Origin of the sequence: Nocardioides halotolerans DSM 19273 (assembly GCF_000422805.1) — a bacterium.
GTDB lineage: Bacteria > Actinomycetota > Actinomycetes > Propionibacteriales > Nocardioidaceae > Nocardioides > Nocardioides halotolerans.
The window spans coordinates 1-16,289 of the sequence record NZ_AUGT01000020.1 but is presented as its reverse complement, the minus strand read 5'-3'; the positions used below and the strand labels follow the sequence as shown (position 1 = coordinate 16,289).

At 71.9% G+C, this 16,289-nt stretch carries 15 protein-coding genes and 1 tRNA gene; 10 read left to right on the top strand and 6 right to left on the bottom strand.

Annotation, left to right across the window (positions count from 1 at the left end; genetic code table 11):
- Positions 1 to 102 precede the first annotated feature (102 nt).
- Positions 103 to 1,437 carry an MATE family efflux transporter gene (locus G514_RS0104555; protein ID WP_028650788.1) on the top strand — a complete coding sequence of 445 codons (1,335 nt, stop codon included), beginning with the start codon at positions 103 to 105 and terminating at the stop codon, positions 1,435 to 1,437.
- A gap of 25 nt (positions 1,438 to 1,462) precedes the next feature.
- Here the strand turns inward: G514_RS0104555 and G514_RS24905 are convergent, their stop codons facing one another.
- On the bottom strand, positions 1,463 to 1,861 hold the full coding sequence (locus G514_RS24905) for a PPOX class F420-dependent oxidoreductase (protein WP_051246793.1): 399 nt from the start codon (positions 1,859 to 1,861) through the stop codon (positions 1,463 to 1,465).
- Between the two features lie 101 nt (positions 1,862 to 1,962).
- Positions 1,963 to 2,046: transfer RNA gene (locus tag G514_RS0104545), tRNA-Leu, on the bottom strand.
- A gap of 258 nt (positions 2,047 to 2,304) precedes the next feature.
- Here G514_RS0104545 and G514_RS0104540 point away from each other — a divergent pair.
- Genes G514_RS0104540 through pknB form a run of 7 tightly spaced genes read left to right on the top strand, consistent with a single transcriptional unit; the run spans position 2,305 to position 11,199 of the window.
- Entirely contained in the window at positions 2,305 to 3,051 is a 747-nt protein-coding gene (locus G514_RS0104540) for an FHA domain-containing protein (protein WP_028650787.1), read from the top strand.
- Entirely contained in the window at positions 3,044 to 3,523 is a 480-nt protein-coding gene (locus G514_RS0104535; protein WP_028650786.1) for an FHA domain-containing protein FhaB/FipA, read from the top strand. Before G514_RS0104540 ends, G514_RS0104535 begins: the two co-directional genes overlap by 8 nt.
- A gap of 6 nt (positions 3,524 to 3,529) precedes the next feature.
- Positions 3,530 to 4,816, top strand: a complete 1,287-nt coding sequence (locus tag G514_RS0104530; protein WP_028650785.1) for a PP2C family protein-serine/threonine phosphatase — start codon at positions 3,530 to 3,532, stop codon at positions 4,814 to 4,816.
- A complete protein-coding gene (locus G514_RS0104525; RefSeq protein WP_028650784.1) occupies positions 4,816 to 6,246 on the top strand; it encodes an FtsW/RodA/SpoVE family cell cycle protein in 1,431 nt (476 codons plus the stop codon). The genes G514_RS0104530 and G514_RS0104525 overlap by 1 nt, the downstream gene beginning before the upstream one ends.
- Positions 6,243 to 7,730: a peptidoglycan D,D-transpeptidase FtsI family protein gene (locus tag G514_RS0104520; RefSeq protein WP_028650783.1), complete on the top strand. Its 1,488-nt coding sequence runs from the start codon at positions 6,243 to 6,245 to the stop codon at positions 7,728 to 7,730. The genes G514_RS0104525 and G514_RS0104520 overlap by 4 nt, the downstream gene beginning before the upstream one ends.
- On the top strand, positions 7,727 to 9,337 hold the full coding sequence (locus G514_RS30830; protein WP_051246791.1) for a serine/threonine-protein kinase: 1,611 nt from the start codon (positions 7,727 to 7,729) through the stop codon (positions 9,335 to 9,337). Before G514_RS0104520 ends, G514_RS30830 begins: the two co-directional genes overlap by 4 nt.
- A gap of 23 nt (positions 9,338 to 9,360) precedes the next feature.
- Positions 9,361 to 11,199 (top strand): Stk1 family PASTA domain-containing Ser/Thr kinase, encoded by a 1,839-nt coding sequence (gene pknB, locus G514_RS24895; RefSeq protein WP_245582100.1) that lies wholly within the window; start codon positions 9,361 to 9,363, stop codon positions 11,197 to 11,199.
- Here the strand turns inward: pknB and G514_RS24890 are convergent.
- Entirely contained in the window at positions 11,153 to 11,950 is a 798-nt protein-coding gene (locus tag G514_RS24890) for a DUF881 domain-containing protein (RefSeq protein WP_084151782.1), read from the bottom strand. The genes pknB and G514_RS24890 overlap by 47 nt on opposite strands.
- Before the next feature lie 27 nt (positions 11,951 to 11,977).
- Here G514_RS24890 and G514_RS0104500 point away from each other — a divergent pair, with 27 nt between their 5' ends.
- Positions 11,978 to 12,451, top strand: coding sequence for a cell division protein CrgA (locus G514_RS0104500; protein ID WP_084151781.1), 474 nt, complete (start codon positions 11,978 to 11,980; stop codon positions 12,449 to 12,451).
- Positions 12,452 to 12,765: 314 nt separating this feature from the next.
- Here G514_RS0104500 and G514_RS0104495 read toward each other — a convergent pair whose 3' ends face one another.
- Positions 12,766 to 13,686, bottom strand: a complete 921-nt coding sequence (locus G514_RS0104495; RefSeq protein ID WP_028650781.1) for a rhomboid family intramembrane serine protease — start codon at positions 13,684 to 13,686, stop codon at positions 12,766 to 12,768.
- The gene (locus G514_RS0104490) at positions 13,683 to 14,195 is read right to left on the bottom strand and encodes a peptidylprolyl isomerase (protein ID WP_028650780.1); all 513 of its coding nucleotides are present in this window, start codon (positions 14,193 to 14,195) and stop codon (positions 13,683 to 13,685) included. Before G514_RS0104490 ends, G514_RS0104495 begins: the two co-directional genes overlap by 4 nt.
- Before the next feature lie 163 nt (positions 14,196 to 14,358).
- On the opposite strand from G514_RS0104490, the gene G514_RS0104485 reads away from it, so the two are divergent.
- Positions 14,359 to 15,021 carry a hypothetical protein gene (locus tag G514_RS0104485; RefSeq protein WP_028650779.1) on the top strand — a complete coding sequence of 221 codons (663 nt, stop codon included), beginning with the start codon at positions 14,359 to 14,361 and terminating at the stop codon, positions 15,019 to 15,021.
- Positions 15,022 to 15,025: 4 nt separating this feature from the next.
- Here G514_RS0104485 and G514_RS0104480 read toward each other — a convergent pair whose 3' ends face one another.
- The gene (locus G514_RS0104480) at positions 15,026 to 16,036 is read right to left on the bottom strand and encodes a 1-acyl-sn-glycerol-3-phosphate acyltransferase (RefSeq protein ID WP_028650778.1); all 1,011 of its coding nucleotides are present in this window, start codon (positions 16,034 to 16,036) and stop codon (positions 15,026 to 15,028) included.
- Between the last annotated feature and the right edge of the window lie 253 nt (positions 16,037 to 16,289).

The following is a 16,289-nucleotide window of genomic DNA, read 5'->3' as shown; positions in this document are numbered from 1 at the left end:
ACCCTCACCAGGGGCCAGAACGTCAGGGACTATCCCTGAACGCTCATTTGCGTCATGGTCATTCATGCCGAGTGGCCATTACGTGGCGCTAGGGTTGCCGGCGTGGCGCACGAGCACGACCGGGAGATCCTGCGGCTGGCCGTGCCGGCGTTCCTGGCGCTCGTCGCCGAGCCGATGTTCCTGCTCGCGGACGCCGCGATCGTCGGCCACCTCGGCACGCCGCAGCTCGCCGGTCAGGGCATCGCGGCGGTCGTGCTGCAGACCGCGGTCGGGCTCTGCATCTTCCTCGCCTACGGCACCACCGCCAGCGTCGCCCGCCGCGTCGGCGCGGGTGACGAGAAGGGCGCGCTCGCGCAGGGCGTCGACGGGGTGTGGCTCGCGGTCCTGATCGGGATCGTCGTGACCGTCCTCGGCGTCGCGCTGACCGGGCCGCTGGTGGGCGCCTTCGGCGCCGGGTCGTCGGTCGAGGGCTACGCGACGACGTACCTCCGCATCGCCTGGCTCGGCACGACACCGCTGCTGGTGATGCTCGCGACGACCGGGGTCCTGCGCGGGCTGCAGGACACCCGCACCCCGCTGGTGGTGGCCGTGCTCGGCAACGGCGCCAACATCGGCCTCAACCTGCTGCTCGTCTACGGGGTGGGGCCCGTCGACGGGCTCGGCATCGTCGGCTCGGCGATCGGAACCGTGCTCGCGCAGCTGCTGAGCGCCGCTGCCCTCCTCGCCGTGGTCGTGCGCGGCGCACGGGCGTCGGGCGCGTCGCTGGCCCCCGACCTGCCGGGCATCCGCGCCGCGGCCCGCGCCGGGGTCGCCCTGGTCATCCGCACGGTGACGCTGCGGGCCTCCCTCCTGGTCACGACGGTCGCCGTCACGGTGGGCTCGACCGGGCACGACCGGGCGGTCTCGCTCGCGACCCACCAGGTGGCGATCACCCTGTGGACCTTCCTGGCCTTCGTGCTCGACGCCATCGCCATCGCTGCCCAGGCGATCACCGGCCGCTACCTCGGCGCCGGAGACGTGGCGGGGACCCGCGCGGTGACCCGGCGGATGGTCCGGTGGGGGGTCGCCTCGGGCGTGGCGTGCGGGGTGCTGCTCGCGGCCGCGTCGCCGTTCCTCGGCCCGCTGTTCAGCGGCGACCCGGAGGTGCACGACCTGCTGGTGCCGGTGCTGGTGGTCGCCGCGCTCGGCCAGCCCGTCGCGGGCGTGGTGTTCGTGCTGGACGGCGTGCTGATCGGTGCGGGGGACGGCCGCTACCTCGCGTGGGCGGGTCTCGCCGTCCTCGTCGCCTACGCCCCGGCGGCCTTCGTGGCGGCGTACGTCGCGGGCGGGCTGGTCGCGGTCTGGGTCGCCTTCGCCGCGGTGTTCATGGGCGCCCGGCTCGTGCTGCTCACCCGGCGCGCCTGGAGCGACCGCTGGATGGTCACCGGCGTCTCGTGACGCCTCCAGTGACTGTCGATCTTGGCTAGGGGTGGCCCAGCTGGCTCGTCGTGCGCTCCACGACGATGCTCGTGGCGAAGCGGGGCGTGCCGGGCGGCTCGACGTCGGTCCACTCGCCGACGTACTTCTCGGCGATGGCCCGCTCGAGCGCCAGCTCCGGGTCGGGCGTCAGCTCGCCGACCGTGCCGCGCAGCTCGAGGTAGAACGTCGGCCGGGCCGGGTCGACCACGGTGAGCGAGAGGCGCGGGTCGCGGCGCAGGTTGCGCAGCCGCTGCCGGCCCTCGACGAGGCTGATCCGCACACGCTCGCCGTCCCAGAGGAACCAGCTCGGCGTGACGTGGGGCTCTCCCCTCTTGCCGAGCGTGCCGATGAACGCGATCGCGCGCGACGACAGCAGGTCGTGGAACTCGGCCGGGACGTCCATGGCACCTCCGTGTGCTCCGCCGCAGGGACCCCGACACCATGGGCGAGGCCCAAGCGGGTCCGCAAGCACAAAAGCCCCAGGTCGAAGACCTGGGGCTGTCGTGCGCGAGGGGGGAGTTGAACCCCCACGTCCTTTCGGACACACGGACCTGAACCGTGCGCGTCTGCCTGTTCCGCCACTCGCGCGTGAAGCGGGCCAAGGTTAGCCCAGCGCGGAGAGCCCGGCCAAAACTGCGCCGGGACGCCTCGTTGCGCCTCATCGCGGGGCCGAGCGCAGAACAGAACGGTCCACGGCGGCGTCCACGAGGGTGAACGGGTACCCCGATACAGTCGTGGGCGACCGACGGCCGGTGGCGAACGCCAGCGCGCCTGGTCGTCATGCCATCACCAGCACCACCCCACCACCACCCCAGCACCACCCCTGAGCCACGGAAGGGAGGCGGCGTGAGCGGGCTGCAGCGCTTCGAGCAGCGCCTGGAGAACCTCATCTCCGGAGCCTTCGCGCGCGCCTTCCGCAGCGCCGTGCAGCCGGTGGAGATCGCCGCTGCGCTCCAGCGCGAGTGCGACAACAACGCGCAGATCCTCAGCCGCGAGCGCCGGATGGTCCCCAACGACTTCCACGTCGAGCTCAGCCAGGTCGACCTCGACCGCCTCTCGCCGTACGACACCGCGCTCGCCGACGAGCTCATCCACCAGGTGCAGGACCACGCCGACGCGCAGGGCTACGTATTCCCCGGGCCGATCGCCATCGAGTTCGAGAAGGCCGACGACCTGACGACCGGCCGGTTCCGGATCAGGAGCAAGGCGCAGGCACGGGTGCAGAGCAACGCCACCCACACGCAGGTACGCCGCGCGCGCGCCGTGCTGGAGATCAACCGGACCCGCCACCCCCTGCAGCCGCCCGGCCTGGTGGTCGGCCGCGGCACCGAGGCCGACGTGCGGATCAACGACCCGGGCGTGAGCCGGCGGCACATCGAGTTCGACGTGCGCACCGACGTCCGGCAGGGCAAGGACGACCTCCAGATCGAGGTCCGCGACCTCGGCTCCACCAACGGCATGCTCATCGACGGTCACAAGGTGACCAAGGCGGGCGTGCGCGACGGCAGCCAGGTGCGGATCGGCAACACCACGATGACGGTGCGGATCCTCGAGGACGACGTCGACGACGACGGGCGGGGCCTGGGTGTCTGAGCTCACCCTCTTCCTGATCAGGGTCGCCTACCTGGCGATCCTGTGGATCTTCGTGCTCTCCGCGATCTCGGTGATCCGCTCCGACATGTTCGGTGCGCGGGTGCCCGAGGCCGCCCGCGGGGCCGACGCGGCGCGCAAGGAGAAGCGCGGGTCGGCCAAGCACCCGCCGAAGCGGCGCGGCAGCCCCACCCACGTCGTGGTGACCGAGGGCAGCAACGTCGGCACCCGCGCCGAGCTCGAGCACGCCCCGATCCTGATCGGTCGCGGCAGCGACGCCGGCATCAAGCTCGACGACGACTACGTCTCGACCCGGCACGCCCGGATCGCGGCGTCCGGCGACCAGTGGTTCGTCGAGGACCTCGGCTCCACCAACGGCACCTACATCGGCACCGTCCGGATCACCCAGCCCACGACGATCACGCTCGGCACCCAGGTCCGCATCGGCAAGACGATCCTCGAGCTCAGGAAATAGCCGGACGTGAGACTCGACTTCTCCGCGATCTCAGACGTCGGAAGGGTCCGCAAGGACAACCAGGACTCCGGCTACGTCGGCCCGCACGTCATCGCCGTGTGCGACGGCGTGGGCGGCGCGGCCCGCGGCGACATCGCGTCGAGCACCGCGATCGCCCAGCTGCGCAAGCTCGAGGAGACACCGCCCGGCCCCGACACCAGCGAGAGCGACCTGCTCGCGATGGTCAGCACCGCCCTGCACCGCGCGCACGAGCGGATCGCCGAGCTGGTGCAGGAGAACCCCGCCCTCGAGGGCACCAGCACCACCGCCACCGTCGCGCTCTTCGACGGCCAGCGCGTCGGCATGGGGCACGTCGGCGACTCCCGCGGCTACCTGTTCCGCGACGGCGAGCTGAGCCAGCTCACCAACGACCACACCTTCGTGCAGACGCTGATCGACGAGGGCCGCATCACCGAGGCGGAGGCGCGGGTCCACCCGCACAAGAACCTCATCCTGCGGGCCGTCGACGGCACCAACGAGCTCGAGCCCGACCTGTTCGTGCTCGAGCTCAAGGTCGGCGACCGCCTGCTGCTGTGCAGCGACGGCACGGGCGTCCTCGAGCCGGGTCGCCTCGCCGACATCCTGGCGAGCGGCTCGGCCGACTACGCCGCGGTCGAGCTGGTGCGCGCCAGCTTCGAGGCGGGCAGCTCCGACAACGTCACCTGCCTCGTGGCCGACGTCGTCGAGGGCAGCCCCGACGAGCCGGGCCAGACACCGCTCCTGGTCGGCGCGGCCGCAGACATGCGCACCCGGCGTACGCGCGCGTCCAAGACCGGCAGCCTGTTCCGCGGTCACCGCGCCGGCGACACGGGCGAGCTCGAGCCGATCCGGGCCGAGATCCCGCCGGAGGCCGGCGCCGCCATCCGCTCCGACCCGGTCGACCCCGTCGACCCGGAGTCGCTGCGCTACGCCCCCGTGGCGCCGGGCCGCTTCGCCTGGCTGAGCCGCCTGCTGGCGCTCGGGGTCGTCGTCGGTCTGCTCTGGGTGGCCGGCGCGGCCGCCTGGTCTTGGAGCCAGGAGCAGTACTACGTCGGAGAGGACGACGGGACGGTCGTCATCTACCGCGGCGTCGACGCGTCGCTGCCCGGCATCGACCTCTCCCACCCCTACGAGACGACCAACGTCACCCTCGACCGCCTGTCGAACTTCGAGGCGGACAACGTCCGCGAGGGCATCGACTCGACGAGCCTCGCCGACGCCCGCAAGAAGGTCGAGAAGCTCGCGCGGAGCATGTCGCCCGAGGACGCGCCCTGATGTCCCAGGCCGGCTTCGTCATGGGCTTCGTGCACCGGCGCCGCCGGGGTGCGGAGCTGTTCCTGCTCGTGCTCGCCCTGGCCGTCGGCATCGGCGCGTACGCCGCCGTCGGGGTGGGCGTCGAGGGTGAGGTCCCGGCCGACATCGTCGGCTACGGCGCGGGCCTCGCCGCGCTGGCGCTCATCGCCCACGTGGTCGTCCGGATGGTGGCGCCGTACGCCGATCCCGTGCTGCTGCCCGTGGTCACCGCGCTCAACGGCCTGGGCCTCGCGGTCATCCACCGGCTCGACCTGGTCTACGCCGACAACCCGCTCAAGCCGCACGGCCTCCCGCACAAGCAGCTGACGTGGATGACGCTCGGCGTGATCCTCTTCGTCGCCACCCTGGTGCTCCTGCGCGACCACCGGGTGCTGACGCGGTTCACCTACACCAGCGGGCTGGGCGCGATCCTCCTGCTCCTCCTCCCGCTCGTCCCCGGCATCGGCGACACCATCAACGGCGCCAAGATCTGGATCAGCGTCGGGCCGTTCAGCTTCCAGCCCGGCGAGGTCTCCAAGCTGCTGCTCGTCGTCGCGTTCGCGGGCTACCTCGTGCTGCACCGCGACGCGCTCGCCCTCGCAGGCCGTCGCGTCGCCGGCATCGACCTGCCGCGGGGCCGCGACCTCGGGCCGATCCTGGCCATGTGGCTGGTCAGCCTCGGCATCCTGGTCTTCCAGCGCGACCTCGGCTCGAGCCTGCTGTTCTTCGGCCTCTTCCTGGTGATGCTCTACGTCGCCACCGAGCGGGCGGGCTGGCTCGTGGTCGGCGCGCTGCTCTTCTTCGGCGGCGCCACGATGGCCTACCAGCTCTTCGGCCACGTGCAGACCCGCGTGAACATCTGGCTCCACCCGATGACCTACTTCAACAATCAGGACGGTCCCGACAGCGGGCAGCTCGTCGAGTCGCTGTTCGGCATGGCCTGGGGCGGGCTGATCGGCCGGGGCTTCGGCGGCGGCAGCCCCGAGCGCGTCCCGTTCGCGGAGTCCGACTTCATCATCAGCGCGATCGGCGAGGAGCTCGGGCTCACCGGCGTGATCGCGGTGATCCTCTGCTACGGCCTCATCGTCGAGCGGGCCCTGCGCGCGGCGCTGATCTGTCGCGACGGGTTCGGCAAGCTGATGGCGACCGGTCTCGCGGCGATCTTCGCGCTGCAGGTCTTCGTGGTCATCGGCGGCGTCACCCGGCTGATCCCGCTCACCGGTCTCACCACGCCGTTCCTCTCCTACGGCGGCTCGTCGCTGGTCGCCAACTGGGTGATCGCGGCCGTGCTGCTGCGAATCTCCGACCAGGCGCGCCGGCCGGTGCCGGACCTCTCGACCGGCGACGACGACGACGGCGCCGACCAGCAGGCGACCCAGCTCATCAAGATGGGCGGGGGGTCGCGGCCGTGAACAAGCCCATCCGCACGATCTCGACCTTCTGCCTGCTGCTGTTCGTGGCGCTCATGGTCAACGCGACGTGGCTGCAGTACTGGAAGTCCGACTCCTACGACAAGGACCCGCGCAACCGCCGGGTGATCGAGGCGGCGTACTCCCGCGAGCGCGGCGCGATCCTGGTGGGCCGCGAGCCGATCGCGGAGAGCGTCGAGTCCGACGACGACTACGACTTCCTGCGCACCTACGACGAGCCGTTCAAGTACGCCCACGAGACGGGCTACTTCTCCTTCTACGACCAGACCGGCATCGAGCGCAGCCAGAACGACGTGCTCTCCGGCGACGACGACCTGCTGTTCGTCAACAAGCTGGTCGACCTGCTGTCCAACAAGTCGGGCAAGGGCGGCAACGTGCTGCTCACCCTCGACCGCGAGGCGCAGGACGCGGCGTACGCCGGCCTCGACGACCTGCCCGGCGACGTCGAGGCGTCGGTGGTGGCGATCCAGCCCAGCACCGGCAAGATCCTGGCGATGGCCTCGCTGCCGAGCTTCGACCCCAACAAGCTGGCCTCCCACGACTTCTCCGCGGTCCGCACCGACTACGACCGGCTGCAGGCCGACGAGACCGAGCCGCTGCTCAACAGGGCGATCCAGACCACGCTGCCGCCCGGGTCGACGTTCAAGCTGGTTACCGCGGCGGCCGCCCTCGAGAGCGGGAAGTACGACGCGGACAGCGACGTGCCCGGTGGTGCGACCTACCAGCTCCCGCAGACGTCCGACGACTCCGGCCTGATCGACAACGAGGGCCGCAGCTGCGGCTCGGACAAGATCCCCTTCGAGCAGGCGCTGGCCCAGTCGTGCAACACGACCTTCGCCCAGCTCGGCGTCGAGCTCGGCGGCGACGCCCTGCGCGAGCAGGCCGACGCGTTCGGCTTCGACCAGCACTACCTCGACGACCTCTCCCCGCAGGCGATCTCGCACTTCCCCGAGAACGCCACGGAGCCCGAGGCCGGGCAGTCAGCGATCGGCCAGTTCGACGTGCGGGCCACCCCGCTGCAGATGGCCATGGTCGCCGCGGGCATCGCCAACCAGGGCGTGGTGATGAAGCCCTACATCGTCGACTCGATCCAGTCACCCGAGCTCGAGACCCTCAAGCAGACCGACCCCGAGGAGCTCGACCGGGCGGTGTCGGCGGAGACCGCCGACGGCCTGACCCAGCTGATGGTCGCGACGGTCGAGGGCACCAGCAACGGCGTGCCCGGCACCGCCGGGCCGGCCGCCATCCCCGGCGTGACGGTGGCGGGCAAGACCGGCACCGCGCAGAGCGGCCAGGACGACGTGCCGCCGTACGCGTGGTTCGTGTCGTTCGCCCCGGCCCAGGACCCCGAGGTGGCGGTGGCGGTCATGATCCAGAAGATCGACGGTGTCGAGCGCGGTGAGATCGCCGGCGGCCTGCTCGGCGGCCCGATCGCGAAGGCCGTGATGGAGGCGGTGATCAAGTGAGCACTCTCCCCGGATCCGGTGGTGACGGGCCCGACGACCCGAACGCGCGCTACGTCGACGACCAGCGGCGCTACCGGCTCGACGCCCGCATCGCGACCGGTGGCATGGGCGAGGTCTGGCGGGCGACCGACACCTCGCTGGGCCGACCGGTGGCGGTCAAGGTGCTCAAGAGCGAGTACGCCGACGACCCGCTGTTCCGCTCGCGGTTCGAGGTCGAGGCGCGGCACGCTGCCTCGCTGCACCACCCCGGTGTCGCGTCGGTCTACGACGTCGGCGAGTCGGCCCTGCTCGGCAGGGAGGACGGCTCGGGCCTGCCTCGGCCGTTCCTCGTCATGGAGCTCGTCGACGGCCAGCCGCTGTCGGCGCTCCTGCGCGGCGGCCGGCCGCTCGACCCCGAGGTCGTCCGCGACCTGATGGCGCAGGCCGCCGAGGCGATCGGCGCCGCCCACCTGGCCGGCATCGTGCACCGCGACGTGAAGCCGGCCAACCTGCTGGTCACGCCCGACCGCCAGGTCAAGATCACCGACTTCGGCATCGCCCGTGCCTCCGACGGCCTCGGGCTGACCGGCACCGGCCAGGTGATGGGCACCCCGCAGTACCTCTCCCCCGAGCAGGCCCGCGGCGCCACCGCGACGCCCGCCTCCGACGTCTACTCGCTCGGCGTCGTCGCGTTCGAGTGCCTGGCCGGCCACCGCCCGTTCGACGCCGAGTCACCCGTCGCGACCGCACTGGCGCACCTCAACGAGCCGGTGCCGGACCTGCCGCCCAACGTCCCGGCCGGCCTGGCCGCCGTCGTGCAGCGGGCGATGGCCAAGGAGCCCGGCCAGCGCTTCGCCGACGGCGACGCGTTCGCGGCGGCGCTGCGCGACCCGCGAGGCGCCGCGGCGGTCCCTGTCCCTGCGGGCGTCCCTGCGGGCGGCGCGGCGAGCGGCGAGGAGACCCAGGTCCTGAGCCCGACCCCTCCGCCGGAGCCGGTGCCTGCGCCTGCGCCGCTCGTCGACGACGAGCCGGACGGTCCCGAGCGCGGGCGCGCCTGGCTGGTCGTGCTGCTGGTGCTCGCCCTGGTGGCCGCGATCGTGCTGATCGTCGTGGTCGCCACCCGCGGCGACGACGCCGACGACGAGCCCACCTCCGGCGACACCACCAGCAGCAGCAGCGAGCCCACGTCGTCGGCGCCGACCACCGAGAGCTCCGCCACCGAGGAGTCGAGCTCCGCGCCCGCGGAGGTGGAGATCAACGAGGCCGACTACCTCGGCCGCAACGTCGACGTGGTCGCCACCGAGCTGCGCGCCAAGGGCCTCGAGGTCGACACCCAGCCGATCGACAACCCCGGCGGCAAGGACGCCGACACCGTGGCGTCCGTGCGGCCGACGACCGGGCTGGTGAAGGGCGACACCGTCACCGTCGAGTACTACCGCGAGCCCGAGCCGACGTCCGAGCCGCCGACGAGCGAGCCGACCTCGGAGCCGCCGTCGTCGGACCCCGGCACCCCGTCGAGCTCCGCCCCTCCGAGCGCCACGGCGTCGCAGGCCAGCCAGAGCCCCTCGACCCCGGCCGCGTCCGCCACCGCATCCGGGTCAGCGTCCACCTCGGCAGGAGCACGATGAGCGAGCCACCCTCGGAGCCCCCCGTGAACCCGCCGACGCCGCCCACGCCGCCGGGCGCGGGGCTGGTCGGCGGGCGCTACGAGCTCGGTGAGCTGCTCGGCCGGGGCGGCATGGCCGAAGTCCGCAAGGGCCACGACACCCGGCTCGGCCGCGTGGTGGCGATCAAGCGGCTCCGCACCGACCTGGCCAGCGACGCGACGTTCCAGGCCCGGTTCCGTCGCGAGGCCCAGAGCGCCGCCTCGCTCAACCACCCGGCCATCGTCGCCGTCTACGACACCGGCGAGGAGCCGGCGTCCGACGGCAGCGGCGTCTCGCAGCCCTACATCGTGATGGAGTTCGTCGCCGGCCGGACCCTGCGCGACATCCTGCGCGAGGGCCGCAAGATCCTGCCCGAGCGCGCGCTCGAGATCACCAGCGGCGTGCTCTCGGCCCTCGACTACAGCCACCGGGCCGGGATCATCCACCGCGACATCAAGCCCGGCAACGTGATGCTCACGCCGAGCGGCGACGTGAAGGTGATGGACTTCGGCATCGCCCGGGCGATGAGCGACTCCAACACGATGACGCAGACCGCCGCGGTCGTCGGCACCGCGCAGTACCTCTCCCCCGAGCAGGCGCGCGGCGAGACCGTCGACTCCCGCTCCGACGTCTACTCCGCGGGCTGCCTGCTCTACGAGCTGCTCACCGGCCGGCCGCCGTTCGTCGGCGACAGCCCGGTCGCGGTCGCCTACCAGCACGTGCGTGAGCCCGCCCGGCCGCCGTCCGACCACGACACCGGGCTGCCGCCCGCTGTCGACGCGATCGTGATGAAGTCGCTCGCCAAGCGGCTCGAGGACCGCTACCAGTCGGCGGCCGCGATGCGCAGTGACATCGAGCGCTACCTCGCCGGCCGCCCGGTGCAGGCGCCGGTGCCCGCGCCCACGCCTCCGCCCACGCCGGAGCCCCAGGCGCCCGTGACGAGCACGACGGTCCGGCCGCTGCTGCCGCCGCCCGACGACTACGACGAGCGCGACGACCTCGACCGCCGGCGGGGCGGGTCGCGCACCGCCATCCTGGTCCTGCTCGGGCTGCTGGTGCTCGCGCTCATCGGCGGCGGCTACGCATTGTTCAAGAGCGACCTGTTCGAGTCGCCGCCCGAGCAGGTCCAGGTGCCCAACCTGATCGGCATGACCGAGGACGAGGCGCGCGACGCCATCGGCGACGCCGGGCTGAGCGTCGACGCCCCGGACTTCCAGCCCGACGAGGAGGCCGCGGCCGGAGAGGTCATCGACCAGGACCCCAACCGCGACCAGTACGTCGACCCGGGCACGTCGATCCACCTCACCATCTCCTCCGGGCTGCCGATGGTCGACGTGCCGTCGCTGGTGGGCTCCACCCAGGACGAGGCGCGCAACCGGCTCCGCACCGCCAAGCTGCGCCCGCAGTTCGAGAGCAAGGAGTCCGACCTGCCGCAGGGTCAGGTCCTCTCGACCGACCCGGAGGCCGGGCAGCCGGTCGAGCAGGGCTCGGTCGTCCTGGTCACGATCAGCAAGGGTCCCCACGAGGTCCCCGACGTCGTCGGCCTCAACCGCTCCGACGCGATCAAGCAGATCGTCGACGCCGGGTTCCAGTACGACATCCGCGGCGACGACAAGTCGACCGAGCCGCGCGGCACGGTGACCGACCAGCTGCCGCCGGGCGGTCAGACGCAGCCGCAGGGCACGACGATCACGCTGTTCGTGTCGACGTACGACCCGCCGCCGCCTCCGCCGCCGACGCCCACGGAGACGCCGACCGAGCTGCCGACCGAGACCCCGCCGCCGACGCCGCGGGTGGCTACGGACGGTCTCCTGCCGGGTCGGACCCCTGCCCGGACGGGGTGACCGGGGTCGCGTAGCTCAGGTCGAGCAGGCCGTCGTACGCCGGCGCGGTGAGGTCGTCGGCGATGTCGAGGTCCCAGCCGACGGCGATCGTCGGGTCGTCGGCCTGCTCGCGGTAGACCTTCAGGTAGGCGTCGTGCGCGAGCGCGTCGGTCAGCCGGCCCACGTCACCGACGGCCTCGACGACGTAGGGCTGCGGGTAGGGACGGCCCTGGATCACGACCGAGCTGCCCTCGCACTTGATGCCGGTCGTGCTGACGATGCGCTGCCCCTGGAGCACGACGGCCTCGGCCCCGCCCTTCCACAGTGCGTTGACCACGGCCTGGATGTCCTGCTGGTGCACGACGAGCAGCTTCTTGTCGCCGGTCGCCGCGTCGATGACCTCCTGGGGGGCGTCCGAGAGCGTGACCACGACGCCCGGGCCGTCGCGCTCGGTGAGCCCGGCGGGACCCTCGAGGTGCTCGACCTGCCGGCGGTAGCGGCGTACGTCGGCGTCGTCGACCTTGTCGGTGAGGTCGCGGACCTCCTGGGTCAGCTCCGCGACGCGGGCCTGGAGGTCGGCCGCCCGGTCGGCCTCGGAGTCGGTGAGCGTCGCGAGGTCGTCGTAGCGCCCCGGCCGCAGGTCGGTGCCCTCGCTGGACTGCGCGCTGACGACGAACAGGCCACCGCAGACGAGCACGACCACCGCCGTGCCGAGTCGCCACCCCGACCACCGACCCCTCGAACCGGAGTCAGGTTCGGGCTGGGAGTCCACGTTGACTAAGGTAGCCGCGTGTCGAGGATGAAGGCCCGTGACCCTCTGTCGTCCCTGGATCCCGGGGGCGGCCCGATCGTCACGCCCCGGGCGGTCCTGGCGCTGGTGCTGATCCTGGGCGGCATCGCCTGGATCGCCTACTACTACATCGGCGTGCGCCCCGGGCCCGACGACCTCGACCCCAAGACGTTCAAGCCCGTCTACGACGGCATCGGCTTCTTCGGCGACCTGAAGAAGTGGAACTACGTCATCGGCTTCGGCGCGATCCTGCTCGGCCTGGTCGTCGCCGCCCACCCCTCCACCCCGCTCGGCCGCGGCCGCGGCGTCGTGGTCGGCATGCTGGGCTGCTTCCTCCTCGGCCTGCTCTGGATCTGCACCTACTACGTCTTCAGCAACGACCTCAGCGACGTGCCGGTCTTCAACGACCTCGGCCAGTACAACCTCATGGTCGGCATCGGCCTGATGGCCGTCGGCTTCACCTACGCGACCCGCTGGGAGTAAGCGCGCAGTCGACCGCGAGGAACGAGCGGTCGACGTGGGCGCGCGCAGGTTGAGCGAGCGCGCAGGTGCTCGCGAGGAACGAGCGAGGACCGTGGCGCGCGAAGGTTGAGCAAGCCCTGCGGCTGAGGAACGAAGCCGCAACGGGCGCGTCGAAACCACCGCAACCCGGGCTGGGACCGCACCGAGCTCCTGCCGAGTCGCCGAGTCGGCGTTACTGCTCACCAGTAACGCCGACTCGGCGTTTGCACAGGTGTGCACAACGCTGTGGATGAACTACAGCGTTGTCATTCACTGTGGAGGAATGTGCACAACCCTCACGCGAGCGAGGCCGAGCGCGCGGCGATCGCGACGGCGATCACAACACCGATCAGCGTGAGCCCCGCGACCTGCAGCGTCGTACGCCGCGGGCCGCGCGGGGTGTAGACGAGGACCGTGCCGATCGCGGTGCCGCCGATGAAGCCGCCGAGGTGGCCCTCCCACGAGATCGCGTTGACGAACACGAAGGTGATGACGAAGTTGATGCCGATCCAGGTCAGGATCCCGCGGACGTCGCCGCGGACCTTGATCGCGATGATGAGCAGCGCGCCCATGAGGCCGAAGATCGCGCCGGAGGCGCCGAGCGCCCCGCGGTCACCCCAGTAGACGAGCGCCGAGCCGGCCAGGCCCGACAGGAAGTAGAGCGCCACGAACCGCGCGCGGCCCACGGCGAGCTCGAGCTGCGGGCCGAGGACGTAGAGGGCGAACATGTTGAAGCCGATGTGCCACAGCTGCACGTGGGCGAACATCGAGGTCACGAGCTGCCAGTAGGCGCCGTCGGAGACACCCGGCAGCCAGGTGCCGCCGTTCGCGTCGCACACCGTGCGGGTGACGTCGAACCCCGCACCCTGCGAGAGGCAGAACGCCTCCGGGCGCAGCACCAGGTAGTCGAGCAGGCGGCTGTCGTTGCCCCCGGTGGCGAGGATCGCGATCCAGACCCCGACGTTGATCGCGATGAGGACCATCGAGGTCAGCGACGCGTCGGTGGGCCGCAGGCCGCCGTACGCCGTGCGGCCCGACCGGGTGGTCTTCGCACCCTCCTTCACGCACTCCGGGCACTGGAACCCGACCGCGGCCGGGCGCATGCAGTCGGGGCAGATCACCCTGTCGCAGCGCTGGCAGCGGATGTGCGCCTCGCGGCCGGGGTGCCGGTAGCACGTCGGCACCCCGGTGTCCGCGGGCGGTGAGGGCTCGGTCAACCGCCGACGATCTCGAGGCTCTCGATGACCACCGGGTCGACCGGCCGGTCACCCGCACCGGTCGGGGTCGAGTTGATCGCGTCGACGACGTCGCGAGAGGCCTGGTCGGCCACCTCACCGAAGATCGTGTGCTTGCGGTTGAGCCACGGGGTCTCGGCGGTCGTGATGAAGAACTGCGAGCCGTTGGTGCCGGGGCCGGCGTTCGCCATCGCCAGCAGGTAGGGCTTGTCGAAGACCAGCTCGGGGTGGAACTCGTCCTCGAACTGGTAGCCGGGGCCGCCGGTGCCCGTGCCGATCGGGCAGCCGCCCTGGATCATGAAGTTCTCGATCACGCGGTGGAAGGTCAGGCCGTCGTAGAAGGGGCCGGTGCGCCCGTCGGGCGTCGAGTAGTCCTTCTCGCCCGTGGCGAGCCCGGTGAAGTTGGCCACCGTCTTGGGGGCGTGGTTCGGGAAGAGGTTGACGGTGATGTCACCGCGGTTCGTCTTCAAGATGGCCTGCTGCTCTGCCATGGCTGCCTTTCGGGCTCAAGTGGGTACCGGTCCAGAGGACGCGCTGCGTGCCCGACGATCCTCGCACGGGTCGCAAGCCGGACCACAGTGGCCGGGCCTTGGCGGGGCGCGGTTGAATGGCAGCACGACACGGGACCAGACCGCAGTGGTGGAAGAGGAACTGATGGCATTCAGGAAGAAGAAGTCCCTGCTCGACCAGGCATCGGACTACATCGACCAGGTCCGCCCGCAGGTGGAGTCCGCCGTCGCGTCGGCGCTCGACGCCGCGGAGGAGTTCTACGAGAAGACCGCGCGCCCGGCTCTCGTCGACGCCCGTGAGAAGGCCGGGCCGGCCCTGGCCGACGCCCGCGAGAAGGCCGCCCCCTACGTCGCCGAGGCGCGTGAGCGTGCTGCCGCAGCGCTGGCCGAGGCCCGCGAGCAGGCCGGCCCGATGGTGGCCGCCGGTGCCGAGCGCGCCAGCGACGTGGCCGCCCAGGCCAAGGAGGCCGCCGACGCCCGCGTCGCCCAGGTGCGCGGCGAGGACACCAAGAAGAAGGGCGGCAAGCTGCGCAAGCTGGCGATCTTCGCCGTGCTCGCCGGTGCCGCCGGGTTCGTCGCCAAGAAGCTGCAGGGTGGTGGCCAGGACGCCAACTGGCAGTCGTCGTACGTGCCGACGCCCGCACCGACGCCCTCCTCGGCTCCTCAGGCGAACGACGACGCCGGGGCCGGGCCCGACGAGGCGCTCTCCGATGCGGCCGACGAGCCGCAGCCGGTGACCACGCCCGACGAGCCCGCCGAGGTCGTCGACCTCGAGTCGGCCGGCGAGGACGTCCCGAACAAGAAGTAGCCGTCTAGGTCGGCGCGGACCCCACTCGGTGCTCGTCGATCCAGGCGTCGATCTGCTCCCACCACCCGAACAGCCAGTCGATCCGGCCGTCCCGGTCCGCCGGGATGTCGGCGCGGGCGACCCGCCACCAGCGCATCACGATCTGCTTGTCCATGGGCAGCTCGCGCCACACGTCGCCCACGGTGAGCAGGTGGTCGAGGCCGGTGTGCGCGACCAGCACCACGTCCGCCTCGGGTGCGGCGTCGAGCGCCGCGAGGAAGCCGCCCGGCCGCGGCGCCAGCACGTTGGTCATCTGCTCGGCGCGCGCCGCCATCCGCTCGAGGCCGAGCTTGCGCAGCCGAGCGATCGCGCGGTCGCGACGAGCGGCGGTGAAGTTGCCGCCCTCGGGGAAGATCACGAACGCGTCGTCCTCGTCGAGGTCGGTCGCGAGCGCCTTGATCTGCGACTCGAGGTCCTCCCCCTGAGCAGGGTCGGGCGAGATGAACCGCGCCGGGATGCGGTGCAGCAGCACGTCGATCGCCGGGTCCCACCGCAGCGTGTCCTTGAGGACCACCCGGGGCTCGCGGCGGTACCAGTACATGAGCGCGTGGATCAGCGTGAAGGAGTCGCCCGGGCCTGCGTGCCGGCAGCAGACCAGCAGCGGCTGGCCCGGGTGGGCGTCGGGGGCCGGCCCCTCGGTCACGATGTCGAGCCGCAGCACCCGCTTGGCCTCGCGGAACAGCACCCACATCACGCCCTGCACCAGGTCGTAGTGCAGCCCCTGCCAGTACGGCGCCCGCACCCGCCTGCTCCCGCCGGCCGCCAGCCAGTAGCCGAACATCACCACCAGCAGCAGTGTGTCGATCGTCGCGTAGAGGATCACGATCCACAGCAGCCGCAGTGCCCGCCACCGTCCGGGCAGCAACGGCGACAGCGCCGCCGCGGCCACCAGCCACAGCGGCAGCAGCACCCACAGCAGCAGCGTCACCGCGAGCACGCCGCCCACGGTGACCACCCGGCGCAGCTGCCGCTTCACGCCGCCCCCGCAACGAATCCACCGGCACATGGCAGCTCCCAGCGCCGGCTTCGGACGTCTCGACAAGCTCGACGAGCGGTGGTCCGGCCCCAGCCCCGGCTCACCAGGCTTCGAGGCTCAGGCGCAGCACGCCTTCGCACCTCAGCCACCGTCGGGTCGGCACCCGGCCGACCACCGCCGATCGAGCCTGTCGAGATCACCGCAGCGAACGCACCCCAGTCCCAGCCCCGGCTCACCAGGTTTCGAGACGGTC